Source organism: Pseudomonas sp. D3-27, assembly GCF_051132165.1.
Taxonomy (GTDB): domain Bacteria; phylum Pseudomonadota; class Gammaproteobacteria; order Pseudomonadales; family Pseudomonadaceae; genus Aquipseudomonas.
Map to the genome: position 1 here is coordinate 688,961 of NZ_CP071667.1, position 26,311 is coordinate 715,271.

Below are 26,311 nucleotides of genomic sequence, written 5' to 3' on the forward strand. Positions count from 1 at the left end.
GAACCCGTAATTGGAGTGCCTCATGGCCAAGAAGATTACCGCTTACATCAAGCTGCAAGTGAAGGCCGCTCAGGCTAACCCAAGCCCACCTGTTGGTCCTGCACTGGGTCAGCACGGCGTGAACATCATGGAATTCTGCAAGGCTTTCAACGCCCGTACTCAGGGTCTTGAGCCAGGTCTGCCGACTCCAGTGATCATCACTGTCTACAGCGACCGCAGCTTCACTTTCGAAACAAAAAGCACCCCTGCTTCGGTTCTGCTGAAGAAGGCTGCAGGTTTGACCAGCGGTTCCGCTCGTCCAAACACCGTTAAGGTTGGCACCGTTACCCGTGCTCAGCTGGAAGAAATCGCGAAAACCAAAAACGCGGATCTGACTGCAGCTGATATGGATGCAGCCGTGCGTACTATCGCCGGTTCTGCTCGTAGCATGGGCCTTAACGTGGAGGGTGTGTAATGGCTAAGCTGACCAAGCGTCAAAAGGCTATCGCCGGCAAAATCGAAGCAGGCAAGGCCTACAACTTTGTAGACGCCGCCGCTCTGCTGGCCGAGCTGTCGACTGTCAAGTTCAGCGAGTCGTTCGACGTTGCTGTTAACCTGGGCGTTGACCCACGTAAATCCGACCAGGTCGTACGTAGCGCTACCGTGCTGCCACACGGCACTGGCAAGACTGTTCGTGTTGCCGTGTTCACCCAGGGCCCAGCAGCTGAAGCTGCTCTGGCCGCTGGTGCTGATCGCGTAGGCATGGACGATCTGGCTGCTGAAATGAAAGGCGGCGACCTGAACTATGACGTCGTGATCGCATCCCCGGATGCCATGCGCGTTGTAGGCCAGTTGGGTCAGATCCTCGGTCCACGTGGTCTGATGCCTAACCCTAAAGTCGGCACCGTAACCCCAGACGTAGCCACCGCGGTTAAAAACGCCAAGGCCGGTCAGGTTCGTTATCGCACCGACAAGAACGGCATCATTCACACTTCCGTTGGCAAAATCGGCTTCGACGCCGTCAAGCTGAAGGAAAACGTTGAAGCTCTGATCGCTGATCTGAAGCGCATCAAGCCAGCTTCTTCGAAAGGTATCTACGTCAAGCGCGTTACCCTGAGCACCACTATGGGCCCAGGTCTGATCATCGATCAGAGCTCGCTCGACGCGTAAGACAAAGGTTGGCGCAAGCGATTGCGCCAATCAAATATTGGGGTCCCTGCCTGGCGGGGGCTGTCCAAGACCGTAGGCGACGAAAGTCTTAAACCACAAGCCTACGCAGATGGTGCTCCCGGTTCCTTACCGAATCAGACACCAAAACGACATTCGGTTTCGATCGGATGAAACGGTAACAAGCAGGAGTTAAACCCGTGGCAATTAAACTCGAAGACAAGAAGGCCATCGTCGCTGAAGTCAACGAGGCTGCCAAAGCTGCTCTGTCCGCTGTCGTGGCTGATGCCCGTGGCGTAACAGTAGGCGCTATGACCGGACTCCGTAAAGAGGCTCGTGAAGCTGGCGTTTACGTACGTGTAGTACGTAACACCCTGCTCAAGCGCGCTGTTGCTGACACTGAATACAGTGTCCTCAACGACGTGTTCACCGGCCCGACCTTGATCGCGTTCTCCACCCAACATCCTGGCGCTGCTGCCCGTTTGTTCAAGGAATTCGCCAAAGGTCAGGACAAGTTCGAGATTAAGGCAGCTGCGTTCGAGGGCAAGTTCCTCGCAGCTAACCAGATCGACGTACTGGCAACTCTGCCGACCCGTGACGAAGCAATCTCCCAGCTGATGAGCGTGATTCAAGGCGCTACCAGCAAGTTGGCTCGTACTCTGGCGGCACTGCGCGACCAGAAAGAAGCTGCCGCAGCCTAAGGCTCGACACTCCTTTTCGCGTTTTTTGTTTATTTCGATGGTCGCGTAGGCCGTCCCCCAATCCAGGAATTTAGAGTCATGTCTATCTCTCAAAACGATATCCTCGAAGCCGTTGGCAACATGTCCGTAATGGAAGTTGTTGAGCTGATCAAAGCTTTCGAAGAAAAATTCGGTGTTACCGCTGCTGCTGCTTCCGCTGGTCCAGCTGTTGCCGCTGCCGTTGCTGAAGAGCAAACCGAATTCAACGTCATGCTGACCGAAGCTGGCGAGAAGAAAGTAAACGTGATCAAGGCAGTACGTGAACTGACCGGTCTGGGCCTGAAAGAAGCCAAGGCTGTAGTTGACGGCGCTCCTGCCATGGTTCTGGAAGCTGTTGCCAAAGACGCAGCTGACAAAGCCAAAGCAGCACTGGAAGAAGCAGGCGCTAAAGTCGAGCTGAAGTAAGCATCGACTTTGCGTCTCCAGCCCGAGCGTTAAGCGACAGGCTGATGGCTGGTGGCTCTTGCCACCGGCCTTTTTCCGTTATTGGCAGCCGACTGGGTCGGTGCTGATCGCGAGCTGTAACCACCCGATGTGGTGGCGCAAACCATGGGGTTTGCACGATTTTCTGGCTGCTCCCGTCGGGAGGGGCCAAACAAGCAGGTGACCAAGCTGGGGAACGCTGATGGCTTACTCATATACTGAGAAAAAACGTATCCGCAAGGACTTTAGCAAGTTGCCGGACGTCATGGATGTGCCGTACCTCCTGGCCATCCAGCTGGATTCGTATCGTGAATTCTTGCAAGCGGGAGCGACTAAAGATCAGTTCCGCGACGTGGGCCTGCATGCGGCCTTCAAATCCGTTTTCCCGATCATCAGTTACTCCGGCAATGCTGCGCTGGAGTACGTCGGTTATCGCCTGGGCGAACCGGCATTTGATGTCAAAGAATGCGTATTGCGCGGTGTTACTTACGCCGTACCTTTGCGGGTAAAAGTGCGCCTGATCATTTTCGACAAAGAATCGTCGAATAAAGCGATCAAGGACATCAAAGAGCAAGAAGTCTACATGGGTGAAATCCCCCTGATGACTGAGAACGGTACCTTCGTAATCAACGGTACCGAGCGTGTAATCGTTTCCCAGCTGCACCGTTCCCCGGGCGTGTTCTTCGACCACGACCGTGGTAAGACGCACAGTTCCGGCAAACTGCTCTACTCCGCGCGCATCATTCCTTACCGCGGTTCGTGGCTGGACTTCGAGTTCGACCCGAAAGACTGCGTATTCGTGCGTATTGACCGTCGTCGCAAGCTGCCTGCATCGGTACTGCTGCGCGCGCTCGGCTATACCACCGAAGAAGTGCTGGACGCGTTCTACACCACCAACGTCTTCCATGTGCAAGGTGAGAACCTGAGCCTGGAGTTGGTGCCTCAGCGCCTGCGCGGTGAAATCGCGGTCCTGGATATCCAGGACGACAAGGGCAAGGTTATTGTCGAGCAAGGCCGTCGTATTACTGCTCGCCACATCAACCAGCTGGAAAAAGCCGGTATCAAAGAGCTGCAGGTGCCGATGGACTACGTCCTGGGTCGCACCACCGCCAAGGTCATCGTGCATCCAGCCACCGGCGAGATCATCGCTGAGTGCAATACCGAGCTCACCGTCGAGATCCTGGCGAAGATCGTCAAGGCTCAGGTCGTTCGTATCGAGACCCTGTACACCAACGACATCGACTGCGGTCCGTTCATCTCCGACACGCTGAAGATCGACTCCACTGGCAACCAGCTGGAAGCCTTGGTCGAGATCTATCGCATGATGCGTCCTGGCGAGCCGCCAACCAAGGATGCTGCCGAGACCCTGTTCAACAACCTGTTCTTCAGCCCTGAGCGCTATGACCTCTCCGCGGTCGGCCGGATGAAGTTCAACCGTCGTATCGGTCGTACTGAGATCGAAGGTTCGGGCGTGCTGAACAAGGATGACATCGTTGCGGTGCTCAAGACCCTGGTCGACATCCGTAACGGCAAAGGCATCGTCGATGACATCGACCACCTGGGTAACCGTCGCGTTCGCTGCGTAGGCGAAATGGCCGAAAACCAGTTCCGTGTTGGCCTGGTGCGCGTAGAGCGCGCGGTCAAGGAACGCCTGTCGATGGCTGAAAGCGAAGGCCTGATGCCGCAAGACCTGATCAACGCCAAGCCAGTGGCCGCGGCGGTGAAGGAATTCTTCGGCTCGAGCCAGCTGTCCCAGTTCATGGACCAGAACAACCCGCTGTCCGAGATCACCCACAAGCGTCGTGTTTCCGCACTCGGCCCAGGCGGTCTGACCCGTGAGCGTGCAGGCTTCGAAGTTCGTGACGTACACCCGACTCACTACGGTCGTGTATGCCCGATCGAAACGCCGGAAGGTCCGAACATCGGTCTGATCAACTCTTTGGCCGCCTATGCGCGCACCAACCAGTATGGCTTCCTCGAAAGCCCGTACCGTGTGGTGAAAGACGCCCTGGTCACCGACGAGATCGTGTTCCTGTCTGCCATCGAAGAGGCTGATCACGTGATCGCCCAGGCTTCGGCCACGATGAACGACAAGAAAGTCCTGACCGACGAGCTGGTAGCTGTTCGTCACTTGAACGAGTTCACCGTCAAGGCGCCGGAAGACGTCACCTTGATGGACGTATCGCCGAAGCAGGTAGTGTCGGTTGCAGCGTCGCTGATCCCGTTCCTCGAGCACGACGACGCCAACCGTGCGTTGATGGGTTCGAACATGCAGCGTCAGGCTGTACCGACCCTGCGTGCCGATAAGCCACTGGTAGGTACTGGCATGGAGCGCAACGTTGCGCGCGACTCCGGCGTTTGCGTCGTGGCTCGTCGTGGCGGTGTGATCGATTCCGTCGACGCCAGCCGTATCGTGGTTCGTGTTGCCGATGACGAAGTAGAGCCGGGCGAAGCCGGTGTCGACATCTACAACCTGACCAAGTACACCCGCTCCAACCAGAACACCTGCATCAACCAGCGTCCGCTGGTAAGCAAAGGTGATCGGGTTCAGCGCAGCGACATCATGGCCGACGGCCCGTCCACCGACATGGGTGAACTGGCGCTGGGTCAGAACATGCGCATCGCGTTCATGGCATGGAACGGCTTCAACTTCGAAGACTCCATCTGCCTGTCCGAGCGTGTGGTCCAGGAAGACCGCTTCACCACGATCCACATCCAGGAACTGACCTGTGTGGCTCGTGACACCAAGCTTGGCCCAGAAGAAATCACTGCGGACATCCCGAACGTGGGTGAAGCTGCACTGAACAAGCTGGACGAAGCCGGTATCGTTTATGTAGGTGCTGAAGTAGGCGCGGGCGACATCCTGGTCGGCAAGGTCACTCCGAAAGGCGAGACCCAACTGACTCCGGAAGAGAAGCTGCTGCGTGCGATCTTCGGTGAAAAAGCCAGCGACGTGAAAGACACCTCCCTGCGCGTGCCTACCGGCACCAAAGGTACCGTCATCGACGTACAGGTCTTCACCCGCGACGGCGTTGAGCGTGACGCTCGCGCACTGTCGATCGAGAAGACTCAGCTCGACGAGATCCGCAAGGACCTGAACGAAGAGTTCCGTATCGTCGAAGGCGCGACTTTCGAGCGTCTGCGCTCCGCCCTGGTCGGCCACAAAGCCGAAGGCGGCGCCGGCCTGAAGAAAGGTCAGGAGATCACCGACGAAGTCCTCGACGGTCTTGAGCATGGCCAGTGGTTCAAGCTGCGCATGGCTGAAGATGCTCTGAACGAGCAGCTCGAGAAGGCCCAGGCCTATATCGTTGATCGCCGCCGTCTGCTGGACGACAAGTTCGAAGACAAGAAGCGCAAACTGCAGCAGGGCGATGACCTGGCTCCAGGCGTGCTGAAAATCGTCAAGGTTTACCTGGCAATCCGTCGTCGCATCCAGCCGGGCGACAAGATGGCCGGTCGTCACGGTAACAAGGGTGTGGTCTCCGTGATCATGCCGGTTGAAGACATGCCGCACGATGCCAATGGCACCCCGGTCGATGTGGTTCTCAACCCGTTGGGCGTACCTTCGCGTATGAACGTTGGTCAGATTCTCGAAACTCACCTGGGCCTCGCGGCCAAAGGGTTGGGCGAGAAGATCAACCGCATGATCGAAGAGCAGCGCAAGGTCGCTGATCTGCGTAAGTTCCTGCACGAGATCTACAACGAGATCGGCGGGCGCAACGAAGAGCTGGACACCTTCTCCGACCAGGAAATCCTGGACTTGGCGAAGAACCTGCGCGGCGGCGTTCCAATGGCTACCCCGGTGTTCGACGGTGCCAAGGAAAGCGAAATCAAGGCCATGCTGAAACTGGCGGACCTGCCAGAAAGCGGCCAGATGCAGCTGTTCGATGGTCGTACCGGCAACAAGTTCGAGCGTCCGGTTACCGTTGGCTACATGTACATGCTGAAGCTGAACCACTTGGTAGACGACAAGATGCACGCTCGTTCTACCGGTTCTTACAGCCTGGTTACCCAGCAGCCGCTGGGTGGTAAGGCGCAGTTCGGTGGTCAGCGTTTCGGGGAGATGGAGGTCTGGGCACTGGAAGCATACGGTGCTGCATACACTCTGCAAGAAATGCTCACAGTGAAGTCGGACGATGTGAACGGCCGGACCAAGATGTACAAAAACATCGTGGACGGCGATCACCGTATGGAGCCGGGCATGCCCGAGTCCTTCAACGTGTTGATCAAGGAAATTCGTTCCCTCGGCATCGATATCGATCTGGAAACCGAATAACACGTGACGCGAATCGAGAGCGGGGCTGTTTTGCCCGCTCTCTGCTCCGCCAGGAGGAAAGGCCTTGAAAGACCTACTGAATTTGCTGAAAAACCAGGGTCAAGTCGAAGAGTTCGACGCCATCCGTATTGGATTGGCCTCGCCTGAGATGATCCGTTCGTGGTCGTTCGGTGAAGTAAAAAAACCGGAAACCATCAACTACCGTACGTTCAAACCCGAGCGTGATGGTCTGTTCTGCGCCAAGATCTTTGGCCCGGTAAAGGATTACGAGTGCCTGTGCGGTAAGTACAAGCGCTTGAAGCATCGCGGCGTGATCTGCGAGAAGTGCGGCGTTGAAGTCGCGCTGGCAAAAGTTCGTCGTGAGCGCATGGCGCACATCGAACTGGCCTCGCCGGTTGCCCACATCTGGTTCCTGAAATCGCTGCCGTCCCGTATCGGCCTGCTGATGGACATGACCCTGCGTGATATCGAACGCGTTCTCTACTTCGAGAGCTATGTCGTTATCGATCCAGGCATGACCACTCTTGAAAAAGGTCAGCTGCTCAACGACGAACAGTACTTCGAAGCGCTGGAAGAGTTCGGCGACGATTTCGATGCCCGCATGGGTGCCGAAGCTGTCCGCGAACTGCTGCACGCTATCGACCTGGAGCACGAGATTGGTCGTCTGCGTGAAGAGATTCCGCAAACCAACTCCGAAACCAAGATCAAGAAGCTGTCCAAGCGTCTGAAGTTGATGGAAGCCTTCCAGGGTTCCGGCAACCTGCCAGAGTGGATGGTGCTGACCGTTCTGCCGGTACTGCCGCCAGACCTGCGTCCGCTGGTTCCGCTCGATGGCGGTCGTTTCGCGACTTCCGACCTCAACGATCTGTATCGTCGGGTGATCAACCGTAACAACCGCTTGAAGCGCCTGCTCGATCTGTCCGCTCCGGACATCATCGTGCGCAACGAAAAGCGTATGTTGCAGGAAGCGGTGGACGCATTGCTCGACAACGGTCGTCGTGGCCGCGCTATCACCGGTTCGAACAAGCGTCCTCTGAAATCCCTGGCTGACATGATCAAGGGTAAGCAGGGTCGTTTCCGTCAGAACTTGCTCGGTAAGCGTGTTGACTACTCCGGTCGTTCGGTAATTACCGTAGGCCCGACCCTGCGTCTGCACCAGTGCGGCCTGCCAAAGAAAATGGCCCTGGAACTGTTCAAACCGTTCATCTTCGGCAAGCTGGAAATGCGTGGTCTTGCGACCACCATCAAGGCCGCCAAGAAGATGGTCGAGCGCGAGCTGCCAGAGGTCTGGGACGTTCTTGCCGAAGTAATTCGCGAACACCCAGTGCTGCTCAACCGTGCACCGACCCTTCACCGTCTGGGTATCCAGGCGTTTGAACCGGTACTGATCGAAGGTAAGGCTATCCAGCTGCACCCGCTGGTCTGTGCTGCGTACAACGCCGACTTCGACGGCGACCAAATGGCCGTGCACGTACCGCTGACGCTGGAAGCCCAGCTCGAAGCGCGTGCGTTGATGATGTCGACCAACAACATCCTGTCGCCAGCCAACGGTGAGCCAATCATCGTTCCGTCCCAGGACGTTGTATTGGGTCTGTACTACATGACTCGTGAAGCGATCAACGCCAAGGGCGAAGGTCGTGTGTTCGCGGACCTGCAGGAAGTTGACCGTGTGTTCCGTGCCGGCGAAGCCGCACTGCACGCCAAGGTCAAGGTGCGGATCAACGAAACCGTAAACGATCGTGATGGCAACAGCGTGACCAACACTCGTATCGTCGACACCACCGTCGGCCGTGCGCTGCTGTTCCAGGTCGTGCCGAAAGGCTTGTCCTTCGATGTCGTCAACCTGCCGATGAAGAAAAAGGCGATCTCCAAGCTGATCAACCAGTGCTACCGCGTGGTTGGTCTGAAAGAGACCGTGATCTTCGCTGACCAGTTGATGTACACCGGTTTTGCCTATTCGACCATCTCCGGCGTTTCCATCGGTGTTAACGACTTCGTTATCCCTGATGAAAAAGCCCGCATCATCGGTGCAGCCACCGAAGAAGTGAAAGAGATCGAAAGCCAGTACGCGTCCGGCCTGGTAACCCAGGGCGAGAAGTACAACAAGGTGATCGACCTCTGGTCCAAGGCGAACGACGAAGTATCCAAGGCCATGATGGCCAACCTCTCGAAAGAGAAGGTCATCGACCGCCATGGCAAGGAAGTCGACCAGGAATCCTTCAACTCGATGTACATGATGGCCGACTCGGGTGCGCGGGGTTCTGCTGCGCAGATCCGTCAGCTCGCCGGTATGCGTGGCCTGATGGCCAAGCCGGACGGCTCCATCATCGAGACCCCGATTACTGCGAACTTCCGTGAAGGTTTGAGCGTACTCCAGTACTTCATCTCCACTCACGGTGCTCGTAAGGGTCTTGCGGATACCGCGTTGAAAACGGCGAACTCCGGTTACCTGACTCGTCGTCTGGTAGACGTTGCCCAGGATCTGGTCGTGACCGAGATCGATTGCGGCACCGAGCATGGCCTGGTAATGACTCCGCACATCGAAGGCGGTGACGTTGTAGAGCCGCTGGGTGAGCGCGTATTGGGTCGTGTCATCGCCCGTGACGTATTCAAGCCGGGTACCGAGGACGTCATCGTTCCTGCTGGCACCCTGGTTGACGAGAAGTGGGTCGAATTCATCGAACTCAACAGCATCGACGAAGTGATCGTGCGCTCGCCGATCAGCTGTGAAACCCGCTACGGCATCTGCGCCAAGTGCTACGGTCGCGACCTGGCACGTGGTCACCAGGTGAACATCGGTGAAGCGGTCGGCGTTATTGCTGCCCAGTCCATCGGTGAGCCGGGTACCCAGCTGACCATGCGTACGTTCCACATCGGTGGTGCGGCAAGCCGGACCTCCGCGGCCGACAGCGTTCAGGTGAAGAATGGCGGTACTGTCCGCCTGCACAACCTGAAGCATGTTGAGCGTGTCGACGGTCACCTGGTCGCCGTTTCCCGTTCCGGTGAGTTGGCGATTGCCGACGACTTCGGTCGTGAGCGCGAGCGCTACAAGCTGCCGTACGGTGCCGTGATTTCGGTGAAGGAAGGCGACAAGGTCGACGCTGGTGCCATCGTGGCCAAGTGGGATCCGCACACTCACCCAATCGTCACCGAGATGAAAGGTACCGTGACCTACGTGGGCATGGAAGAAGGCATCACGATCAAGCGTCAGACTGACGAATTGACCGGTATGACCAACATCGAAGTGCTCGACGCAAAAGATCGTCCAGCTGCAGGCAAGGACATCCGTCCGGCCGTGAAGATGGTCGACGACAACGGCAAGGATCTGTTGCTGCCAGGTACTGACGTAATCGCTCAGTACTTCCTGCCAGCCAACGCCCTGGTCGGTGTTGCGGACGGTGCGCGGATCGCGATCGGTGATGTTATCGCTCGCATCCCGCAAGAAACTTCGAAGACCCGCGACATCACCGGTGGTCTGCCGCGTGTTGCCGACTTGTTCGAAGCTCGTCGTCCGAAAGAAGCCTCGATTCTGGCTGAAGTCAGCGGCACCATCGCGTTCGGTAAAGAAACCAAGGGCAAGCGCCGCCTGGTTATCACCCCGAACGACGGTAGCGATCCGTACGAAGAGCTGATTCCTAAGTGGCGTCACCTGAACGTCTTCGAAGGCGAACAGGTAAACCGCGGCGAAGTTATCTCCGACGGTCCGAGCGATCCACATGACATCCTGCGTCTGCTGGGTGTCAGTGCGCTGGCCAAGTACATCGTGAACGAAATCCAGGACGTTTATCGTCTGCAGGGCGTGAAGATCAACGACAAGCACATCGAGACCATCCTGCGTCAGATGCTGCGTAAAGTTGAGATCTCCGAGTCTGGCGACTCCAGCTTCATCAAGGGCGACCAGATGGAACTGACTCACGTGCTGGTGGAAAACGAGCGTCTGGCGAACGAGGACAAGTTCCTTGCCAAGTTCACCCGCGTACTGCTGGGTATCACCAAGGCGTCGCTGTCCACCGAATCGTTCATCTCGGCGGCTTCCTTCCAGGAAACCACTCGCGTACTGACCGAGGCGGCGGTAACCGGCAAGCGCGACTACTTGCGCGGCCTGAAAGAAAACGTGGTCGTGGGTCGTCTGATCCCGGCCGGTACCGGTTTGGCCTATCACAGCGAACGCAAGCGTCGTCGTGATGCAGACAAGCCGCTGCGCGTGAGCGCCAGTGAAGTGGAAGCTGCACTGACCGAAGCACTGAACTCGAGCGGTAACTGAGTTCGGCGTTGATTAAGTGCCTGGCCCTGGCCATCCCGTTCGGCGGATCGAGACAAATTGTCGAGATTCGGTGGGCGGGGAGGTCGGGGCCTTGCCTTGACTGGGGACAAGATCCTCTTTAGACTCTTGATCCCCTAAATTTGGCGGGAATTCGTTCCTGCCATTTTGCTTTTCTTGTAAGACAATAGCGTCGCAAGACAACAGTGGAGCTAGTAGATGGCAACTATCAACCAGCTGGTACGTCAGCCGCGTAAGCGTATCGTCGAGAAATCCGACGTGCCTGCGCTGCAGAACTGCCCGCAACGTCGTGGCGTATGCACCCGTGTGTATACCACCACGCCGAAAAAACCTAACTCGGCACTGCGTAAAGTATGCCGTGTGCGCCTGACCAACGGTTTCGAGGTTTCCTCGTACATCGGTGGTGAAGGTCACAACCTGCAAGAGCACAGCGTGGTACTGATCCGCGGCGGTCGTGTAAAAGACTTGCCAGGTGTTCGTTACCACACCGTCCGCGGTTCTTTGGATACTTCCGGCGTTAAAGGTCGTAACCAGGGTCGCTCGAAGTACGGTACCAAGCGTCCGAAGTAATCGGTCGTTTTGCAGTTTTTCATTTTTATTGAGTCGATAAGAGTAAGGTCGGGCACGCATCCGCTGTCCCGGGCTAACCTGAAGACCGCTTGAGGGCTTATCATGCCAAGACGTCGCGTAGCAGCCAAACGTGAGATTCTGGACGATCCGAAATACGGAAGCCAGATTCTCGCCAAGTTCATGAACCACGTTATGGAAAGCGGCAAGAAAGCCGTTGCCGAACGTATCGTTTATGGCGCACTGGACAAAGTTAAGGAACGCAAGAACAGCGATCCCCTGGAAATCTTCGAGAAAGCTCTCGACGCCATCGCTCCGCTGGTCGAAGTGAAGTCGCGCCGTGTAGGCGGTGCTACTTACCAGGTTCCGGTCGAAGTTCGTCCTTCCCGTCGTAACGCCCTGGCAATGCGCTGGCTGGTAGACTTCGCCCGCAAGCGCGGCGAGAAGTCCATGGCCCTGCGTTTGGCTGGTGAACTGTTGGACGCTGCTGAAGGTAAAGGTGCTGCAGTTAAGAAGCGTGAAGACGTGCACCGTATGGCTGAAGCCAACAAGGCTTTCTCGCACTACCGCTTCTAATTTTAGCGTCACTCAATTTGCGAGGGCTTTATGGCTCGTACTACACCGATTAACCGCTACCGTAACATCGGTATCGTTGCTCACGTGGATGCTGGTAAGACCACCACCACCGAGCGCGTCCTTTTTTACACCGGCAAAAGTCACAAAATGGGCGAGGTGCATGACGGCGCCGCGACCACAGACTGGATGGTTCAGGAGCAGGAGCGTGGTATTACCATTACTTCTGCTGCTATCACCGCCTTCTGGAAAGGTTCCGAGAAGCAGTACCCGCACGAGCATCGCTTCAACGTTATCGATACCCCGGGCCACGTAGACTTCACCATTGAAGTTGAGCGTTCCCTGCGTGTACTCGACGGCGCGGTCGTTGTGTTCTGTGGTACTTCGGGCGTTGAGCCTCAGTCGGAAACCGTATGGCGTCAGGCCAACAAATACGGTGTTCCACGTCTTGTTTATGTAAACAAGATGGACCGTGCTGGTGCCAACTTCCTGCGCGTGATCGGTCAGATCAAGCAGCGTCTGGGTCACACTCCGGTGCCTATCCAGCTCGCTATCGGTTCGGAAGACAACTTCCAGGGCCAGATCGACCTGATCAACATGCAGGCCGTGTACTGGAATGACTCCGACAAGGGCATGGTCCCTGTTCGTAAGGAAATTCCTGCCGAGCTGTTGGAAGAAGCCGAGCAATGGCGCAGCAACATGGTTGAGGCTGCGGCCGAAGCCAATGAAGAGCTGATGAACAAGTACCTCGAGGGCGAAGAACTCTCCAACGAGGAAATCAAGGCCGCTCTGCGTCAGCGTACTATCGCTGGTGAGATCGTTCTGGCTGTTTGCGGTTCTTCCTTCAAGAACAAGGGCGTTCCCCTGGTTCTCGACGCCGTTATCGACTTCCTGCCTGCTCCAACCGACATTCCTGCTATCAAGGGTTCCAACCCGGATAACGAGGAAGAGGAAATGGAGCGTCACGCAAGTGACGACGAGCCGTTCGCGGCTTTGGCGTTCAAGATCGCTACTGACCCATTCGTGGGTACCTTGACCTTCGTTCGAGTTTACTCGGGCGTGTTGGCATCCGGCGACGGCGTGATCAACTCGGTAAAAGGCAAGAAAGAGCGCGTGGGTCGTATGGTGCAAATGCACGCAAACGCCCGTGAAGAAATCAAGGAAGTGCGCGCTGGCGACATCGCGGCCTTGATCGGCATGAAGGACGTCACCACCGGTGAAACCTTGTGCAACGCTGACAAGCCAATCATCCTGGTTCGCATGGACTTCCCGGAGCCGGTTATCTCGGTTGCCGTTGAGCCTAAGACCAAGGACGACCAGGAAAAAATGGGTATCGCTCTGGGCAAGCTCGCTCAGGAAGACCCTTCTTTCCGCGTCAAGACTGATGAAGAGACTGGTCAGACGATCATCTCCGGCATGGGCGAGCTGCACCTGGACATCCTGGTTGACCGGATGCGCCGTGAGTTCAACGTCGAAGCCAACATCGGTAAGCCTCAGGTTTCCTATCGTGAGCGCATCACGAAGAGCTGTGAAATCGAAGGCAAGTTCGTTCGCCAGTCCGGCGGTCGTGGCCAATTCGGTCATTGCTGGATCCGTTTTGCACCGGCTGACGAAGGTCAGGAAGGTCTGCAATTCCTGAACGAAGTCGTTGGTGGTGTGGTTCCTAAGGAATACATCCCGGCGATCCAGAAAGGTATCGAAGAGCAGATGAAGAACGGCGTTGTTGCCGGCTATCCGCTGATCGGCCTGAAGGCGACTGTGTTCGACGGTTCTTACCACGACGTCGACTCCAACGAGATGGCGTTTAAGGTGGCTGCTTCCATGGCTACCAAGCAACTGGCCCAGAAGGGCGGTGGTGAGTTGCTTGAACCTATCATGGCGGTAGAAGTCGTTACGCCTGAAGACTACATGGGTGATGTCATGGGCGACCTTAACCGTCGTCGTGGCATGATTCTGGGTATGGAAGATACGGTTTCCGGCAAGGTTATCCGCGCCGAGGTTCCGTTGGGTGAGATGTTCGGTTACGCAACCGACGTTCGCTCCATGTCTCAGGGTCGCGCAAGCTACTCTATGGAATTCAAAAAATACAATACAGCTCCGTCGCATATCGTCGAGACTGTTACCAAAAAGCAAGGCTGATCCAGCCCCTTTAAGCTAGGAGTTAATTGTCGTGGCTAAAGAAAAATTTGAACGGAACAAACCGCACGTCAACGTTGGCACCATCGGCCACGTTGACCACGGTAAAACTACCCTGACCGCTGCTCTGACCCGTGTCTGCTCCGAAGTTTTCGGTTCGGCCAAGGTTGACTTCGACAAGATCGACAGCGCCCCGGAAGAGAAAGCTCGCGGTATCACCATCAACACCGCTCACGTTGAATACGATTCGTCCGTGCGTCACTACGCACACGTTGACTGCCCAGGTCACGCCGACTACGTAAAAAACATGATCACCGGTGCTGCCCAGATGGACGGCGCGATCCTGGTTTGCTCGGCCGCTGATGGTCCGATGCCACAAACCCGTGAGCACATCCTGCTGTCCCGTCAGGTAGGCGTTCCGTACATCGTTGTCTTCCTGAACAAGGCTGACATGGTTGACGACGCTGAGCTGCTGGAACTGGTTGAGATGGAAGTGCGCGACCTGCTGAGCACTTACGACTTCCCAGGTGATGACACTCCGATCATCATCGGTTCGGCTCTGATGGCTCTGAACGGCCAAGACGACAACGAAATGGGCACCACTGCTGTCAAGAAGCTGGTGGAAACTCTGGACAGCTACATCCCGGAGCCAGAGCGTGCTATCGACAAGCCGTTCCTGATGCCAATCGAAGACGTGTTCTCGATCTCCGGTCGCGGTACTGTTGTGACTGGTCGTGTTGAGCGTGGCATCGTCCGTATCCAGGAAGAAGTTGAGATCGTCGGTCTGCGCGACACTCAGAAAACTACCTGCACCGGCGTTGAAATGTTCCGCAAGCTGCTCGATGAAGGTCGTGCTGGCGAGAACTGCGGCGTACTGCTGCGCGGCACCAAGCGTGACGACGTTGAGCGTGGCCAGGTTCTGGTCAAGCCAGGCACCGTCAAGCCGCACACCAAGTTCACCGCAGAAGTCTACGTTCTGAGCAAGGAAGAAGGCGGTCGTCACACTCCGTTCTTCAAAGGCTACCGTCCACAGTTCTACTTCCGTACAACTGACGTGACTGGTAACTGCGAGCTGCCAGAAGGCGTTGAAATGGTAATGCCAGGTGACAACATTCAGATGACTGTCACTCTGATCAAGACCATCGCGATGGAAGACGGCCTGCGTTTCGCTATCCGTGAAGGCGGTCGTACCGTCGGCGCTGGCGTCGTAGCCAAAGTCATCGAATAAGACTCTTTCAGAGTCGACTCGATGAACAGGAAAGCCCCCGCTTAGCGGGGGCTTTTTTATTAGGTTGACACCTATCAGGGGCGTCTATAGAATTGCGCCTCCTTTTAACGGGCGTATTGCGCCCGGTGGGAATAGCAGCCGGAGTCTGAAATCCAATGCAAAATCAGCAAATCCGTATCAGGTTGAAGGCTTTTGACCATCGCCTGATCGACCAATCCACCCAGGAAATCGTGGAAACCGCGAAACGTACTGGTGCTCAAGTGCGTGGTCCAATTCCACTGCCTACCCGTAAAGAGCGGTTCACCGTTCTGGTCTCCCCGCACGTCAACAAAGACGCGCGTGACCAGTACGAGATCCGTACTCATAAGCGCGTTCTGGACATCGTCCAGCCAACGGATAAAACCGTTGATGCTCTTATGAAGCTTGATCTTGCGGCCGGTGTGGAAGTGCAGATCAGCCTCGGCTAAGACTCGGTCTTAGTCGTGTAACGCTCTGAAATGGGCGGCCATAGCGGGTGAAAGCCCCGTACACTCATGAGGTTTACAACATGACTATTGGTGTAGTCGGTCGTAAATGCGGTATGACCCGTATTTTCACCGAAGAAGGTGTCTCCATTCCGGTCACGGTCATTGAGATCGAGCCGAATCGCGTCACCCAGTTCAAAACTGAAGAGACCGATGGCTATCGTGCAGTGCAAGTCACTGTCGGCGAGCGTCGCGCTTCGCGTGTAACAGCTGCTCAAGCTGGCCACTTCGCCAAGGCGAACGTAGCCGCTGGTCGTACCGTAATGGAATTCCGCCTTGAAGAAGGCGAGTACCAGGCCGGCGATCTGATCAACGCTGAAATCTTCGCTGCTGGTCAACTGGTTGATGTAACCGGTCAGTCCAAAGGTAAAGGCTTCCAGGGTACGATCAAGCGTTGGAACTTCCGCGGGCAAGATAACACCCACGGTAACTCCGTATCCCACCGCGTTCCAGGCTCTATCGGCCAGTGCCAGACTCCTGGTCGTGTATTCAAGGGCAAAAAAATGTCCGGTCATATGGGCGCTGAGCGCGTGACCGTGCAGTCCCTCGAAGTAGTGCGCGTGGACGCTGAACGCAATCTGTTGTTGGTCAAGGGCGCTGTTCCTGGCGCTACTGGCGGCAACTTGGTTGTACGTCCAGCAGCCAAGGCTCGCGGTTAAGGGGAAGCTGACATGCAATTAAATGTAAATGACGCTCAAGCGATCGAAGTTTCCGAACTGACATTTGGCGGCGAATTCAACGAGACGCTGGTTCACCAAGCAGTCGTGGCCTACATGGCCGGCGGCCGTCAAGGTAGCAAGCAGCAAAAGACCCGTTCCGACGTTTCTGGTGGCGGTAAGCGCCCATGGCGTCAGAAAGGTACTGGCCGTGCTCGTGCCGGTACTATCCGTAGCCCAATCTGGCGTGGCGGCGGTACCACTTTCGCAGCTCGTCCTCAGGATCACTCCCAGAAGCTGAACAAGAAGATGTACCGCGCAGCAATGCGTTCCATCCTTGCTGAGCTGGTGCGTACTGATCGTCTGGTCGTGGTTCAGGACTTCGCTGTTGAAGCACCGAAAACCAAAGATCTGCTGAACAAGCTGAATGGCATGGGTCTGACTGACGTCCTGATCGTGTCTGACGCTGTTGATCAGAACCTGTACCTGGCTGCTCGCAACCTGCCACACGTCGACGTTCGTGACGTGCAGGGTTCCGATCCGGTCAGTCTGATCGCATACGACAAGGTGTTGATCACCGTGTCGGCCGTGAAGAAATTCGAGGAGCTGCTGGGATGAACCAGGAACGCGTATTTAAAGTTCTGCTTGGCCCGCACGTTTCCGAGAAGGCTACGGTTCTGGCAGACAAGAAAGGCCAGTTCGTTTTCAAGGTTGCAACCGATGCAACCAAGCTGGAAATCAAGAAGGCCGTCGAAAGCCTGTTCAGCGTCAAAGTAGAGCGCGTTACTACCCTGAATGTTCTGGGTAAGAGCAAGCGCACTGCTCGCGGTCTGGGCAAGCGTAATGACTGGAAGAAGGCAGTTATCTCCCTTCAGCCAGGCCAAGATCTCGATTTCAGCAGCAGTGCTGAGTAAGGAAGGGGTGCATCATGGCAATCGTTAAATGCAAACCGACTTCCCCTGGCCGCCGTTTTGTGGTCAAGGTGGTCAACCAGGAGCTGCATAAAGGCGCTCCTCACGCACCGCTGCTCGAGAAAAAATCGAAGTCTGGTGGTCGTAACAACAATGGCCGTATTACCACTCGTCACGTTGGTGGTGGTCATAAGCAGCATTATCGTCTGGTCGACTTCCGTCGCAACGACAAGGATGGCATCGCTGCCACCGTCGAGCGTATCGAATACGATCCAAACCGTACTGCTCACATCGCTCTGCTGCTGTACGCAGATGGCGAGCGTCGCTACATCATCGCCCCTAAAGGCGTGAGCGCTGGCGACCAGCTGATCGCAGGTGCCTTGGCGCCGATCAAGCCGGGCAACGCTCTGCAACTGCGTAACATTCCAGTTGGTAGCACCGTACACGGCATCGAATTGAAGCCAGGTAAAGGCGCGCAAATCGCTCGTTCCGCTGGTGCTTCGGCTCAGCTGATCGCTCGTGAAGGTGTCTACGTGACCCTGCGTCTGCGTTCTGGTGAGATGCGTAAAGTACTGGCTGAATGCCGTGCGACCCTGGGCGAAGTCTCGAACTCCGAGCACAGCCTGCGTTCGTTGGGTAAAGCTGGTGCCAAGCGCTGGCGTGGCGTTCGCCCAACCGTTCGTGGTGTTGCCATGAACCCGGTTGACCACCCACATGGTGGTGGTGAAGGTCGTACCTCTGGTGGTCGTCATCCGGTATCGCCATGGGGCTTCCCGACTAAGGGCGCGAAGACTCGTGGTAATAAGCGTACCGACAAAATGATCGTCCGTCGTCGCAAGTAAATAGAGGGATACGACAGTGCCACGTTCTCTGAAAAAAGGTCCTTTTATTGATCTTCACCTACTGAAGAAGATCGAAGTGGCGGCGGAAAAGAACGATCGCAAACCAGTTAAGACCTGGTCGCGCCGTTCGATGATCCTGCCACAAATGGTCGGTCTGACCATCGCTGTACACAACGGTCGCCAGCACGTCCCAGTTCTCGTGAACGAAGACATGGTCGGCCACAAACTGGGCGAGTTCGCCGGTACCCGCACATACCGTGGGCACGTGGCTGACAAGAAAGCCAAGCGTTAAGGGGTAAGGAAATGGAAGTAGCCGCTAAGTTGTCGGGCGCTCGAATCTCCGCCCAGAAAGCCCGCTTGGTCGCCGACCAGATCCGCGGGAAGAAGGTGGGCGAAGCGCTCAACCTGTTGGCTTTCAGCAGTAAGAAAGCCGCCGAGATCATGAAAAAAGTGCTGGAGTCGGCCGTAGCCAACGCCGAGCATAACGAAGGCGCAGACGTTGATGACCTGAAGGTCAGCACCGTTTTCGTCAACGAAGGGCGTTCGCTGAAGCGCATCATGCCACGTGCCAAAGGCCGTGCTGATCGCATCGTCAAGCGGTCTTGCCATATCACTGTCAAGGTTGCTGACAAGTAACGGAGTCGAAGAGATGGGTCAGAAAGTACATCCCATTGGCATTCGCCTGGGAATCGTCAAGGAGCACACCTCCGTCTGGTACGCAGACGGTCGGACTTATGCGGACTACTTGTTCGCTGATCTGAAGGTGCGTGAGTATCTCCAAGACAAACTAAAAAGCGCGTCCGTCAGCCGTATCGATATCCATCGTCCGGCTCAGACTGCACGTATCACCATCCACACCGCTCGCCCAGGTATCGTTATCGGGAAGAAAGGTGAAGATGTTGAGAAACTGCGTCAGGACCTGACCAAGCAAATGGGTGTGCCTGTGCACATCAATATCGAAGAGATCCGCAAGCCGGAACTCGACGGTATGCTGGTTGCGCAGAGCGTAGCTCAGCAGCTGGAGCGCCGTGTAATGTTCCGTCGCGCTATGAAGCGCGCTGTACAGAACGCAATGCGCATTGGTGCCAAAGGCATCAAAATCCAAGTGAGCGGTCGTCTCGGCGGTGCTGAAATCGCACGTACTGAATGGTATCGCGAAGGTCGTGTGCCACTGCACACCCTGCGTGCCGACATCGACTATGCCAACTACGAAGCTCACACCACCTACGGTGTGATCGGTGTAAAGGTTTGGATCTTCAAAGGCGAAGTAATTGGTGGTCGCCAAGAAGAACTGAAGCCACAAGCACCAGCGCCTCGTAAAAAAGCTGCTAAGTAAGGGGTACGCCAAATGTTGCAACCAAAGCGTACGAAGTTCCGCAAGCAGATGACCGGTCACAACCGTGGCCTGGCATTGCGCGGTAGCAAAGTCAGCTTCGGCGAGTTCGCGCTGAAGTCTGTTGCTCGTGGTCGTCTCACCGCTCGTCAGATCGAGTCAGCGCGTCGTGCTCTGACCCGTCACGTAAAACGTGGCGGCAAGATCTGGATCCGTGTATTCCCGGACAAGCCTGTCACCAAGAAGCCACTCGAAGTTCGGATGGGTAAAGGTAAGGGTAACGTGGAGTACTGGGTTGCCCAGATTCAGCCAGGCAAAGTCCTGTACGAAATCGAGGGTGTTTCTGAAGAGCTGGCGCGTGAGGCTTTCGCCCTGGCTGCTGCAAAGCTGCCGCTCGCCACCTCCTTTGTTAAACGGACGGTGATGTGATGAAAGCGAATGAACTTCGTGAAAAATCAGCACAGCAGCTGAACGAGCAACTGCTCGGCCTGCTGCGCGACCAGTTCAATCTGCGTATGCAGAAAGCAACTGGCCAGTTGGGGCAGTCTCATCTGCTCTCGCAAGTTAAGCGTGACATCGCTCGCGTGAAAACTGTGCTCAACCAGCAGGCAGGTAAGTAATCATGGCTGAAGCCGAAAAAACTGTCCGTACGCTGACTGGCCGTGTTGTCAGCGACAAGATGGACAAAACCATCACCGTTCTGATCGAGCGTCGCGTTAAGCACCCGATCTACGGTAAATACGTTAAGCGTTCGACTAAGCTGCACGCGCACGACGAAACCAATCAGTGCCACATCGGCGACAAGGTCACTATTCGTGAGACTCGTCCGATGGCCAAGACCAAGTCTTGGGCACTGGTTGATGTTCTCGAACGCGCTGTGGAAGTCTAAGGGCTAGGGGTCGGAGAAATTATATGATTCAGACTCAATCCATGCTCGATGTGGCCGATAACAGCGGCGCTCGCCGTGTTATGTGCATCAAGGTGCTGGGTGGCTCCCATCGTCGTTACGCTGGTATCGGTGACATCATCAAAGTTACCGTCAAGGAAGCAATTCCTCGCGGTAAGGTGAAAAAAGGCCAAGTGATGACTGCTATCGTAGTCCGCACTCGCCACGGTGTTCGTCGTGCTGACGGCTCCATCATCCGCTTTGATGGCAACGCTGCTGTTCTGTTGAACAACAAGCAAGAGCCAATCGGCACCCGTATCTTTGGGCCAGTGACCCGTGAACTTCGTACTGAGAAGTTCATGAAGATCGTCTCGCTCGCCCCAGAAGTGCTGTAAGGAGATCCGACATGCAAAAGATTCGTCGTGACGACGAGATCATCGTGATCGCCGGCAAAGACAAGGGTAAGCGCGGTAAGGTGCTGAAGGTTCTTGCTGACAACCGTCTGGTTGTTGGTGGTCTGAACCTGGTCAAGCGTCATACCAAGCCTAACCCGATGTCGGGCGTACAAGGCGGTATCGTCGAGAAAGAAGCGCCACTGCACGCTTCCAACGTCGCCATCTTCAACGGCGAAACCAACAAGGCTGACCGCGTTGGTTTCAAAGTAGAAGACGGTAAGAAAATTCGTGTCTTCAAGTCGACCCAAAAAGCGGTTGATGCTTGAACACTGCTAGGTAGAAGACCATGGCACGACTAAAAGAGATTTACCGGAAGGAAATCGCACCGAAACTTAAGGAAGAACTTAAGCTTTCGAACGTGATGGAAGTTCCGCGCGTTACCAAAATCACCCTGAACATGGGTCTGGGCGAAGCGATCGGCGACAAAAAAGTCATCGAGCATGCCGTTGCCGACCTGGAAAAGATCACCGGTCAGAAAGTCGTTGTGACTTACGCTCGGAAATCCATCGCTGGCTTTAAAGTCCGTGAAGGTTGGCCGATCGGCGTCAAAGTGACCCTGCGCCGTGAGCGTATGTACGAGTTCCTGGATCGTCTGCTGTCGATCTCCCTGCCTCGGGTTCGCGACTTCCGCGGCCTGAATGCCAAGTCCTTCGATGGTCGTGGCAACTACAGCATGGGCGTGAAAGAGCAGATCATTTTCCCGGAAATCGATTACGACAAGATCGATGCTCTCCGCGGTCTGGACATTACCCTGACCACCACTGCTCGGACGGATGAAGAAGGTCGCGCGCTGCTGCGTGCTTTCAAATTCCCGTTCCGCAACTGATTGGAGTAGGACAATGGCCAAGAAGAGCATGAAGAACCGTGAGCTGAAGCGTCAGCTCACCGTTGCCAAGTACGCCACCAAGCGTGCAGCGCTGAAAGCTATCATCGTTGATCTGAACGCAAGTCCAGAAGCGCGTTGGGAAGCTACCGTAGCACTGCAGAAGCAGCCACGTGACGCCAGCGCCTCGCGCATGCGTAACCGCTGCCGCCTGACTGGTCGTCCGCACGGCGTGTACCGCAAGTTCGGCCTCGGCCGTAACATGCTGCGTCAAGCCGCTATGCGTGGTGACGTTCCAGGTCTGGTCAAAGCCAGCTGGTAAGCACTGTCAATGTCCTGGTGTTCGGGGTCGCGAGATCCTGACCGCCGGTGACCTTGAACTTGAATCAAGCCCCTTTTGGGGCTTGATTCATTTCTGGGGTGTGTCTAGAATACCCGGCTCGTCTGAGCCCGTGTTTTTATTGCGCGGATGCGCTCGGCGACACGTACTAGCCGAAAGGCTAATTTTTTGTGTATTAGGAGCGTCTAGCCCATGAGTATGCAGGACCCGTTAGCGGACATGCTAACTCGTATCCGTAATGCCCAGATGGCTGAAAAGTCCGTCGTAAGCATGCCATCTTCCACGTTGAAGGTAGCTGTTGCCAAAGTCCTGAAGGACGAAGGTTACATTGCGGGTTATCAGATCAGCAGCGAAATCAAGCCTCTGCTGTCCATCGAGCTGAAGTACTTCGAAGGCCGTCCGGTCATCGAGGAAGTGAAGCGCGTTAGCCGTCCTGGCCTGCGTCAGTACAAGTCCGTTGAGGATCTGCCGAAAGTTCGTGGCGGCCTGGGCGTGTCTATCGTCTCCACCAACAAAGGTGTGATGACGGATCGTGCTGCGCGCGCTGCCGGTGTCGGCGGCGAAGTTCTTTGCACTGTGTTCTAAGGGGGGATAAGCATGTCACGCGTCGCTAAGAACCCCGTTAAGCTGCCAGCCGGTGTCGAAGTCAAATTCGCAGGCCAACAGCTTTCGGTGAAGGGTGCCAAGGGCACTCTGCAACTGAACATCCATTCGTCCGTTGAGATCGTTGAAGAAGCTGGTGAGCTGCGTTTCGCTGCTCGCAATGGCGATCAACAGACTCGCGCAATGGCTGGTACCACTCGTGCGTTGGTTAACAACATGGTCCAAGGCGTAAGCCAAGGCTTCGAGCGCAAGCTCCAGCTGGTCGGTGTTGGTTACAAAGCGCAAGCAAAAGGCACAGTGCTGAACCTGGCTCTTGGCTTCTCGCACCCAGTGGATTATGAACTGCCGGAAGGCATCACCGCTGAGACTCCTAGCCAGACCGATATCCTGATCAAGGGCATCGACAAGCAGCTGGTAGGTCAAGTGGCCGCCGAGATCCGCGACTTCCGTCCACCAGAGCCGTACAAAGGCAAAGGTGTGCGCTACGCGGACGAAGTCGTCCGTCGTAAAGAAGCCAAGAAGAAGTAGGGCATAGCAAATGACCGACAAAAAAGTTACTCGACTGCGTCGCGCTCGCAAAGCACGCCTGAAAATGCACGAGCTCGAAGTCGTGCGTCTCTGCGTGTTCCGCTCGTCGCAGCACATCTACGCCCAGGTCATTTCGGCCGACGGCAACAAAGTCCTGGCAAGTGCCTCGACTTTGGATAAAGAACTGCGTGATGGCGCCACTGGCAACATCGACGCGGCCACTAAGGTTGGCCAGCTGGTCGCTACGCGTGCTAAAGCCGCTGGCGTCTCGCAGGTGGCTTTCGACCGCTCTGGCTTCAAGTACCACGGCCGCGTCAAGGCGCTGGCTGATGCTGCTCGTGAAGCTGGGCTGGAGTTCTAAGTTATGTCAAATAACGACCAAAAGCGCGACGAAGGCTACATCGAGAAGCTGGTTCAAGTTAACCGCGTAGCCAAAACCGTTAAAGGCGGCCGTATCTTCACTTTCACCGCGTTGACCGTGGTAGGTGATGGTAAGGGCCGTGTTGGCTTCGGCCGTGGCAAGTCGCGTGAAGTGCCTGCTGCGATCCAGAAGGCAATGGAAGCTGCTCGCCGCAACATGATCCAGGTTGATCTGAACGGCACCACCCTGCAGTACGCAATGAAGTCTGCCCATGGCGCTTCGAAGGTGTACATGCAGCCTGCTTCTGAAGGTACCGGTATCATCGCTGGTGGCGCTATGCGTGCTGTCCTCGAAGTTGCTGGCGTTCAGAACGTTCTGGCCAAGTGCTACGGCTCGACTAACCCAGTAAACGTGGTTCACGCCACTTTCAAGGGTTTGAAAGCAATGCAGTCTCCTGAATCCATTGCCGCCAAGCGTGGCAAAAGCGTCAAGGAGATCTTCTGATCATGGCTACCGTAAAAGTTACGCTGATCAAAAGCATGACCGGCCGCATCCCTAACCACAAACTGTGCGTTAAGGGTCTGGGTCTGCGTCGCATCGGTCACACTGTAGAAGTCCAGGATACTCCCGAGAATCGCGGGATGATCAACAAGGCTTACTACATGCTGCGTGTCGAGGGTTAATCGATGAAACTCAATGATCTGAGTCCAGCGCCGGGTTCCCGTCGCGAAAAGCATCGTCCGGGCCGTGGTATCGGTAGTGGTTTGGGCAAGACCGGTGGCCGTGGCCACAAAGGTCAGACCTCCCGCTCCGGTGGCACCATCGCTCCAGGCTTTGAAGGCGGCCAACAGCCGCTGCATCGTCGCCTGCCGAAGTTCGGTTTCGTTTCCCTGAAAGCCATGGACCGCGCTGAAGTGCGTCTGTCCGAGCTGGCCAAAGTGGACGGCGACATCGTCACCGTGCAGTCCCTGAAGGATGCCAACGTGATCAACCAGAACGTACAGCGTGTGAAAATCATGCTGTCGGGCGAAGTTGCTCGTGCTGTCACCATCGGAAAGGGAATCGGCGCCACCAAAGGTGCGCGTGCGGCTATCGAAGCAGCTGGCGGCAAGTTCGAGGAATAAATGGCTAAGCAAGGTGCTCTCTCTGCGCTCGGCAAAGGCGGTATGTCTGAACTCTGGGCTCGTCTGCGTTTTCTGTTCCTGGCGATTATCGTCTACCGAATAGGCGCACACATCCCGGTTCCAGGTATCAACCCGGACCGACTCGCGGACCTGTTTCGACAGAATGAGGGGACCATTCTTAGCTTGTTCAACATGTTTTCCGGCGGCGCGCTGGAGCGGATGAGCATCTTTGCACTGGGGATCATGCCGTACATTTCGGCATCGATCATCATGCAGCTGATGTCCGCTGTCAGTCCGCAGTTGGAGCAGTTGAAGAAGGAAGGTGAAGCTGGCCGTCGCAAGATCAGCCAGTACACCCGCTACCTCACTGTCGTCCTCGCTCTCGTCCAGGCCGTTGGCATGTCCATCGGTCTGGCGGGGCAGGGCGTAGCGTTCACTGGTGACTTTGGCTTCCATTTCGTCGCGGTAACCACTTTTGTGGCGGGCGCGATGTTCATGATGTGGCTGGGTGAGCAGATTACTGAGCGTGGTGTTGGCAACGGTATCTCGATGTTGATCTTCGCAGGTATCGTCGCCGGTCTTCCGAGAGCGATCGGGCAGTCTTTCGAGTCTGCGCGTCAGGGCGATATCAACATCTTTGCTCTGGTTGCCATCGGTTTGCTGGCAGTAGCGATTATCGGTTTCGTGGTGTTCATCGAGCGTGGTCAGCGTCGTATTGCTGTTCACTACGCCAAGCGTCAGCAGGGCCGTAAGGTTTTTGCTGCGCAGACCAGCCACTTGCCGTTGAAGGTGAACATGGCCGGTGTTATCCCGGCCATTTTCGCGAGCAGCATCTTGCTGTTCCCGGCTTCGTTGGGTGCCTGGTTCGGCCAGTCTGAAGGTATGGGCTGGTTGCAGGACATCTCGCAGTCGATCGCTCCTGGTCAGCCGTTGAATATTCTGCTGTTTAGTGCAGGGATTATTTTCTTCTGCTTCTTCTATACGGCGTTGATGTTCAATCCGAAAGACGTAGCGGAAAACCTGAAGAAGTCCGGTGCCTTTATTCCGGGTATCCGTCCTGGTGAGCAGTCTGCGCGCTACATTGATGGCGTTCTGACTCGTTTGACCTTGTTCGGTGCTCTTTACATGACGGCCGTCTGCTTGCTTCCCCAGTTCCTGGTGGTTGCGGCAAACGTTCCGTTCTACCTTGGCGGGACCTCGTTGCTGATCGTGGTCGTGGTTGTGATGGACTTCATGTCCCAAGTACAATCGCACCTCGTTTCGCACCAGTACGAATCCCTGATGAAGAAAGCCAACCTGAAGGGCTACGGCAGCGGCATGTTGCGCTGAGTAGCGTCCATAAGGTTCGAGGAGTTGGTGATGAAAGTTCGTGCATCGGTGAAAAAGCTGTGCCGCAACTGCAAGATTATTCGCCGCGAAGGTGTTGTTCGGGTAATTTGCAGCGCGGAACCGCGTCACAAACAGCGCCAAGGCTGAGTGTGATTGTGCTTTAAGCCCGGCAGCTAGTGCGCTGCCGGGTTGATTATTTGTTATTACAGCGATATTATCTCGCGC

33 protein-coding genes are annotated in these 26,311 nt (G+C 56.0%); all 33 read left to right on the forward strand.

Features of this window, described 5'->3' with window-relative positions:
- Positions 1–22: 22 nt before the first annotated feature.
- The 33 genes from rplK (at position 23) to rpmJ (ending at position 26,233) form a co-directional block, all read left to right on the forward strand.
- Positions 23–454: a 50S ribosomal protein L11 gene (rplK, locus tag J3P92_RS03160; RefSeq protein WP_003176435.1), complete on the forward strand. Its 432-nt coding sequence runs from the start codon at positions 23–25 to the stop codon at positions 452–454.
- Positions 454–1,149: a 50S ribosomal protein L1 gene (gene rplA, locus J3P92_RS03165; protein WP_030138521.1), complete on the forward strand. Its 696-nt coding sequence runs from the start codon at positions 454–456 to the stop codon at positions 1,147–1,149. The genes rplK and rplA overlap by 1 nt, the downstream gene beginning before the upstream one ends.
- Positions 1,150–1,346: 197 nt before the next feature.
- The gene (gene rplJ / locus J3P92_RS03170; RefSeq protein ID WP_003206099.1) at positions 1,347–1,847 is read left to right on the forward strand and encodes a 50S ribosomal protein L10; all 501 of its coding nucleotides are present in this window, start codon (positions 1,347–1,349) and stop codon (positions 1,845–1,847) included.
- A 78-nt stretch (positions 1,848–1,925) separates the two neighbouring features.
- Positions 1,926–2,291 (forward strand): 50S ribosomal protein L7/L12, encoded by a 366-nt coding sequence (gene rplL, locus J3P92_RS03175; RefSeq protein WP_007970414.1) that lies wholly within the window; start codon positions 1,926–1,928, stop codon positions 2,289–2,291.
- 220 nt (positions 2,292–2,511) lie between these two features.
- The gene (rpoB, locus tag J3P92_RS03180) at positions 2,512–6,585 is read left to right on the forward strand and encodes a DNA-directed RNA polymerase subunit beta (protein ID WP_420767524.1); all 4,074 of its coding nucleotides are present in this window, start codon (positions 2,512–2,514) and stop codon (positions 6,583–6,585) included.
- A 64-nt stretch (positions 6,586–6,649) separates the two neighbouring features.
- Entirely contained in the window at positions 6,650–10,849 is a 4,200-nt protein-coding gene (rpoC, locus tag J3P92_RS03185) for a DNA-directed RNA polymerase subunit beta' (protein ID WP_420767525.1), read from the forward strand.
- 216 nt (positions 10,850–11,065) lie between these two features.
- Complete coding sequence (gene rpsL, locus J3P92_RS03190; protein ID WP_003186084.1) at positions 11,066–11,437, forward strand: 30S ribosomal protein S12; 372 nt, start codon at positions 11,066–11,068, stop codon at positions 11,435–11,437.
- 102 nt (positions 11,438–11,539) lie between these two features.
- Positions 11,540–12,010: a 30S ribosomal protein S7 gene (gene rpsG, locus J3P92_RS03195; RefSeq protein ID WP_003186074.1), complete on the forward strand. Its 471-nt coding sequence runs from the start codon at positions 11,540–11,542 to the stop codon at positions 12,008–12,010.
- Between the two features lie 30 nt (positions 12,011–12,040).
- Positions 12,041–14,146, forward strand: a complete 2,106-nt coding sequence (gene fusA, locus J3P92_RS03200) for an elongation factor G (protein WP_434562044.1) — start codon at positions 12,041–12,043, stop codon at positions 14,144–14,146.
- A 31-nt stretch (positions 14,147–14,177) separates the two neighbouring features.
- Positions 14,178–15,371: an elongation factor Tu gene (gene tuf / locus J3P92_RS03205; RefSeq protein ID WP_339481469.1), complete on the forward strand. Its 1,194-nt coding sequence runs from the start codon at positions 14,178–14,180 to the stop codon at positions 15,369–15,371.
- Positions 15,372–15,526: 155 nt separating this feature from the next.
- Positions 15,527–15,838: a 30S ribosomal protein S10 gene (rpsJ, locus tag J3P92_RS03210; RefSeq protein ID WP_003186070.1), complete on the forward strand. Its 312-nt coding sequence runs from the start codon at positions 15,527–15,529 to the stop codon at positions 15,836–15,838.
- 80 nt (positions 15,839–15,918) lie between these two features.
- Positions 15,919–16,554, forward strand: a complete 636-nt coding sequence (gene rplC, locus J3P92_RS03215; RefSeq protein WP_003186059.1) for a 50S ribosomal protein L3 — start codon at positions 15,919–15,921, stop codon at positions 16,552–16,554.
- A 12-nt stretch (positions 16,555–16,566) separates the two neighbouring features.
- Positions 16,567–17,169, forward strand: coding sequence for a 50S ribosomal protein L4 (gene rplD / locus J3P92_RS03220; protein WP_003186057.1), 603 nt, complete (start codon positions 16,567–16,569; stop codon positions 17,167–17,169).
- Positions 17,166–17,465, forward strand: a complete 300-nt coding sequence (rplW, locus tag J3P92_RS03225; protein ID WP_002555488.1) for a 50S ribosomal protein L23 — start codon at positions 17,166–17,168, stop codon at positions 17,463–17,465. The genes rplD and rplW overlap by 4 nt, the downstream gene beginning before the upstream one ends.
- A 14-nt stretch (positions 17,466–17,479) precedes the next feature.
- Positions 17,480–18,304: a 50S ribosomal protein L2 gene (gene rplB, locus J3P92_RS03230; RefSeq protein WP_007924198.1), complete on the forward strand. Its 825-nt coding sequence runs from the start codon at positions 17,480–17,482 to the stop codon at positions 18,302–18,304.
- A gap of 16 nt (positions 18,305–18,320) precedes the next feature.
- Positions 18,321–18,596: a 30S ribosomal protein S19 gene (rpsS, locus tag J3P92_RS03235; RefSeq protein ID WP_002555486.1), complete on the forward strand. Its 276-nt coding sequence runs from the start codon at positions 18,321–18,323 to the stop codon at positions 18,594–18,596.
- Between the two features lie 11 nt (positions 18,597–18,607).
- On the forward strand, positions 18,608–18,940 hold the full coding sequence (gene rplV, locus J3P92_RS03240; RefSeq protein WP_003103908.1) for a 50S ribosomal protein L22: 333 nt from the start codon (positions 18,608–18,610) through the stop codon (positions 18,938–18,940).
- 13 nt (positions 18,941–18,953) lie between these two features.
- On the forward strand, positions 18,954–19,640 hold the full coding sequence (rpsC, locus tag J3P92_RS03245; protein WP_003176422.1) for a 30S ribosomal protein S3: 687 nt from the start codon (positions 18,954–18,956) through the stop codon (positions 19,638–19,640).
- A 12-nt stretch (positions 19,641–19,652) separates the two neighbouring features.
- Positions 19,653–20,066 carry a 50S ribosomal protein L16 gene (gene rplP, locus J3P92_RS03250; protein ID WP_003186052.1) on the forward strand — a complete coding sequence of 138 codons (414 nt, stop codon included), beginning with the start codon at positions 19,653–19,655 and terminating at the stop codon, positions 20,064–20,066.
- Complete coding sequence (gene rpmC, locus J3P92_RS03255) at positions 20,066–20,257, forward strand: 50S ribosomal protein L29 (protein WP_002555481.1); 192 nt, start codon at positions 20,066–20,068, stop codon at positions 20,255–20,257. Before rplP ends, rpmC begins: the two co-directional genes overlap by 1 nt.
- A gap of 2 nt (positions 20,258–20,259) precedes the next feature.
- A complete protein-coding gene (gene rpsQ, locus J3P92_RS03260; RefSeq protein ID WP_003194644.1) occupies positions 20,260–20,526 on the forward strand; it encodes a 30S ribosomal protein S17 in 267 nt (88 codons plus the stop codon).
- Positions 20,527–20,549: 23 nt separating this feature from the next.
- Positions 20,550–20,918 carry a 50S ribosomal protein L14 gene (gene rplN / locus J3P92_RS03265; RefSeq protein WP_420767526.1) on the forward strand — a complete coding sequence of 123 codons (369 nt, stop codon included), beginning with the start codon at positions 20,550–20,552 and terminating at the stop codon, positions 20,916–20,918.
- A gap of 11 nt (positions 20,919–20,929) precedes the next feature.
- Positions 20,930–21,244: a 50S ribosomal protein L24 gene (gene rplX / locus J3P92_RS03270; RefSeq protein ID WP_003186046.1), complete on the forward strand. Its 315-nt coding sequence runs from the start codon at positions 20,930–20,932 to the stop codon at positions 21,242–21,244.
- Between the two features lie 20 nt (positions 21,245–21,264).
- Positions 21,265–21,804: a 50S ribosomal protein L5 gene (gene rplE, locus J3P92_RS03275; RefSeq protein WP_030140492.1), complete on the forward strand. Its 540-nt coding sequence runs from the start codon at positions 21,265–21,267 to the stop codon at positions 21,802–21,804.
- Between the two features lie 13 nt (positions 21,805–21,817).
- The gene (gene rpsN / locus J3P92_RS03280) at positions 21,818–22,123 is read left to right on the forward strand and encodes a 30S ribosomal protein S14 (protein ID WP_003186042.1); all 306 of its coding nucleotides are present in this window, start codon (positions 21,818–21,820) and stop codon (positions 22,121–22,123) included.
- A 210-nt stretch (positions 22,124–22,333) separates the two neighbouring features.
- Positions 22,334–22,726 carry a 30S ribosomal protein S8 gene (gene rpsH / locus J3P92_RS03285; protein WP_017848802.1) on the forward strand — a complete coding sequence of 131 codons (393 nt, stop codon included), beginning with the start codon at positions 22,334–22,336 and terminating at the stop codon, positions 22,724–22,726.
- Positions 22,727–22,738: 12 nt separating this feature from the next.
- The gene (gene rplF / locus J3P92_RS03290) at positions 22,739–23,272 is read left to right on the forward strand and encodes a 50S ribosomal protein L6 (protein WP_003186039.1); all 534 of its coding nucleotides are present in this window, start codon (positions 22,739–22,741) and stop codon (positions 23,270–23,272) included.
- 10 nt (positions 23,273–23,282) lie between these two features.
- The gene (gene rplR, locus J3P92_RS03295) at positions 23,283–23,633 is read left to right on the forward strand and encodes a 50S ribosomal protein L18 (RefSeq protein ID WP_003186037.1); all 351 of its coding nucleotides are present in this window, start codon (positions 23,283–23,285) and stop codon (positions 23,631–23,633) included.
- Between the two features lie 3 nt (positions 23,634–23,636).
- Positions 23,637–24,137: a 30S ribosomal protein S5 gene (gene rpsE, locus J3P92_RS03300; RefSeq protein ID WP_003186035.1), complete on the forward strand. Its 501-nt coding sequence runs from the start codon at positions 23,637–23,639 to the stop codon at positions 24,135–24,137.
- Between the two features lie 2 nt (positions 24,138–24,139).
- Positions 24,140–24,316 (forward strand): 50S ribosomal protein L30, encoded by a 177-nt coding sequence (rpmD, locus tag J3P92_RS03305; RefSeq protein ID WP_003176408.1) that lies wholly within the window; start codon positions 24,140–24,142, stop codon positions 24,314–24,316.
- Positions 24,317–24,319: 3 nt separating this feature from the next.
- On the forward strand, positions 24,320–24,757 hold the full coding sequence (rplO, locus tag J3P92_RS03310; RefSeq protein WP_003186032.1) for a 50S ribosomal protein L15: 438 nt from the start codon (positions 24,320–24,322) through the stop codon (positions 24,755–24,757).
- Entirely contained in the window at positions 24,758–26,086 is a 1,329-nt protein-coding gene (secY, locus tag J3P92_RS03315; RefSeq protein WP_018612224.1) for a preprotein translocase subunit SecY, read from the forward strand.
- A gap of 30 nt (positions 26,087–26,116) precedes the next feature.
- Entirely contained in the window at positions 26,117–26,233 is a 117-nt protein-coding gene (rpmJ, locus tag J3P92_RS03320) for a 50S ribosomal protein L36 (RefSeq protein ID WP_002555468.1), read from the forward strand.
- Positions 26,234–26,311: the final 78 nt, after the last annotated feature.

What these genes read in the sequence shown, in the direction of transcription:
- rplK (WP_003176435.1), top strand. Translation starts at nt 23, where the DNA reads ATGGCCAAGAAGATTACCGCTTACATCAAGCTGCAAGTGAAGGCCGCT.
- rplA (WP_030138521.1), top strand. Translation starts at nt 454, where the DNA reads ATGGCTAAGCTGACCAAGCGTCAAAAGGCTATCGCCGGCAAAATCGAA.
- rplL (WP_007970414.1), top strand. Translation starts at nt 1,926, where the DNA reads ATGTCTATCTCTCAAAACGATATCCTCGAAGCCGTTGGCAACATGTCC.
- rpoB (WP_420767524.1), top strand. Translation starts at nt 2,512, where the DNA reads ATGGCTTACTCATATACTGAGAAAAAACGTATCCGCAAGGACTTTAGC.
- rpsL (WP_003186084.1), top strand. Translation starts at nt 11,066, where the DNA reads ATGGCAACTATCAACCAGCTGGTACGTCAGCCGCGTAAGCGTATCGTC.
- rpsG (WP_003186074.1), top strand. Translation starts at nt 11,540, where the DNA reads ATGCCAAGACGTCGCGTAGCAGCCAAACGTGAGATTCTGGACGATCCG.
- fusA (WP_434562044.1), top strand. Translation starts at nt 12,041, where the DNA reads ATGGCTCGTACTACACCGATTAACCGCTACCGTAACATCGGTATCGTT.
- rpsJ (WP_003186070.1), top strand. Translation starts at nt 15,527, where the DNA reads ATGCAAAATCAGCAAATCCGTATCAGGTTGAAGGCTTTTGACCATCGC.
- rplC (WP_003186059.1), top strand. Translation starts at nt 15,919, where the DNA reads ATGACTATTGGTGTAGTCGGTCGTAAATGCGGTATGACCCGTATTTTC.
- rplD (WP_003186057.1), top strand. Translation starts at nt 16,567, where the DNA reads ATGCAATTAAATGTAAATGACGCTCAAGCGATCGAAGTTTCCGAACTG.
- rplW (WP_002555488.1), top strand. Translation starts at nt 17,166, where the DNA reads ATGAACCAGGAACGCGTATTTAAAGTTCTGCTTGGCCCGCACGTTTCC.
- rplB (WP_007924198.1), top strand. Translation starts at nt 17,480, where the DNA reads ATGGCAATCGTTAAATGCAAACCGACTTCCCCTGGCCGCCGTTTTGTG.
- rplV (WP_003103908.1), top strand. Translation starts at nt 18,608, where the DNA reads ATGGAAGTAGCCGCTAAGTTGTCGGGCGCTCGAATCTCCGCCCAGAAA.
- rpsC (WP_003176422.1), top strand. Translation starts at nt 18,954, where the DNA reads ATGGGTCAGAAAGTACATCCCATTGGCATTCGCCTGGGAATCGTCAAG.
- rplP (WP_003186052.1), top strand. Translation starts at nt 19,653, where the DNA reads ATGTTGCAACCAAAGCGTACGAAGTTCCGCAAGCAGATGACCGGTCAC.
- rpmC (WP_002555481.1), top strand. Translation starts at nt 20,066, where the DNA reads ATGAAAGCGAATGAACTTCGTGAAAAATCAGCACAGCAGCTGAACGAG.
- rpsQ (WP_003194644.1), top strand. Translation starts at nt 20,260, where the DNA reads ATGGCTGAAGCCGAAAAAACTGTCCGTACGCTGACTGGCCGTGTTGTC.
- rplN (WP_420767526.1), top strand. Translation starts at nt 20,550, where the DNA reads ATGATTCAGACTCAATCCATGCTCGATGTGGCCGATAACAGCGGCGCT.
- rplX (WP_003186046.1), top strand. Translation starts at nt 20,930, where the DNA reads ATGCAAAAGATTCGTCGTGACGACGAGATCATCGTGATCGCCGGCAAA.
- rplE (WP_030140492.1), top strand. Translation starts at nt 21,265, where the DNA reads ATGGCACGACTAAAAGAGATTTACCGGAAGGAAATCGCACCGAAACTT.
- rpsN (WP_003186042.1), top strand. Translation starts at nt 21,818, where the DNA reads ATGGCCAAGAAGAGCATGAAGAACCGTGAGCTGAAGCGTCAGCTCACC.
- rpsH (WP_017848802.1), top strand. Translation starts at nt 22,334, where the DNA reads ATGAGTATGCAGGACCCGTTAGCGGACATGCTAACTCGTATCCGTAAT.
- rplF (WP_003186039.1), top strand. Translation starts at nt 22,739, where the DNA reads ATGTCACGCGTCGCTAAGAACCCCGTTAAGCTGCCAGCCGGTGTCGAA.
- rplR (WP_003186037.1), top strand. Translation starts at nt 23,283, where the DNA reads ATGACCGACAAAAAAGTTACTCGACTGCGTCGCGCTCGCAAAGCACGC.
- rpsE (WP_003186035.1), top strand. Translation starts at nt 23,637, where the DNA reads ATGTCAAATAACGACCAAAAGCGCGACGAAGGCTACATCGAGAAGCTG.
- rpmD (WP_003176408.1), top strand. Translation starts at nt 24,140, where the DNA reads ATGGCTACCGTAAAAGTTACGCTGATCAAAAGCATGACCGGCCGCATC.
- rplO (WP_003186032.1), top strand. Translation starts at nt 24,320, where the DNA reads ATGAAACTCAATGATCTGAGTCCAGCGCCGGGTTCCCGTCGCGAAAAG.
- secY (WP_018612224.1), top strand. Translation starts at nt 24,758, where the DNA reads ATGGCTAAGCAAGGTGCTCTCTCTGCGCTCGGCAAAGGCGGTATGTCT.
- rpmJ (WP_002555468.1), top strand. Translation starts at nt 26,117, where the DNA reads ATGAAAGTTCGTGCATCGGTGAAAAAGCTGTGCCGCAACTGCAAGATT.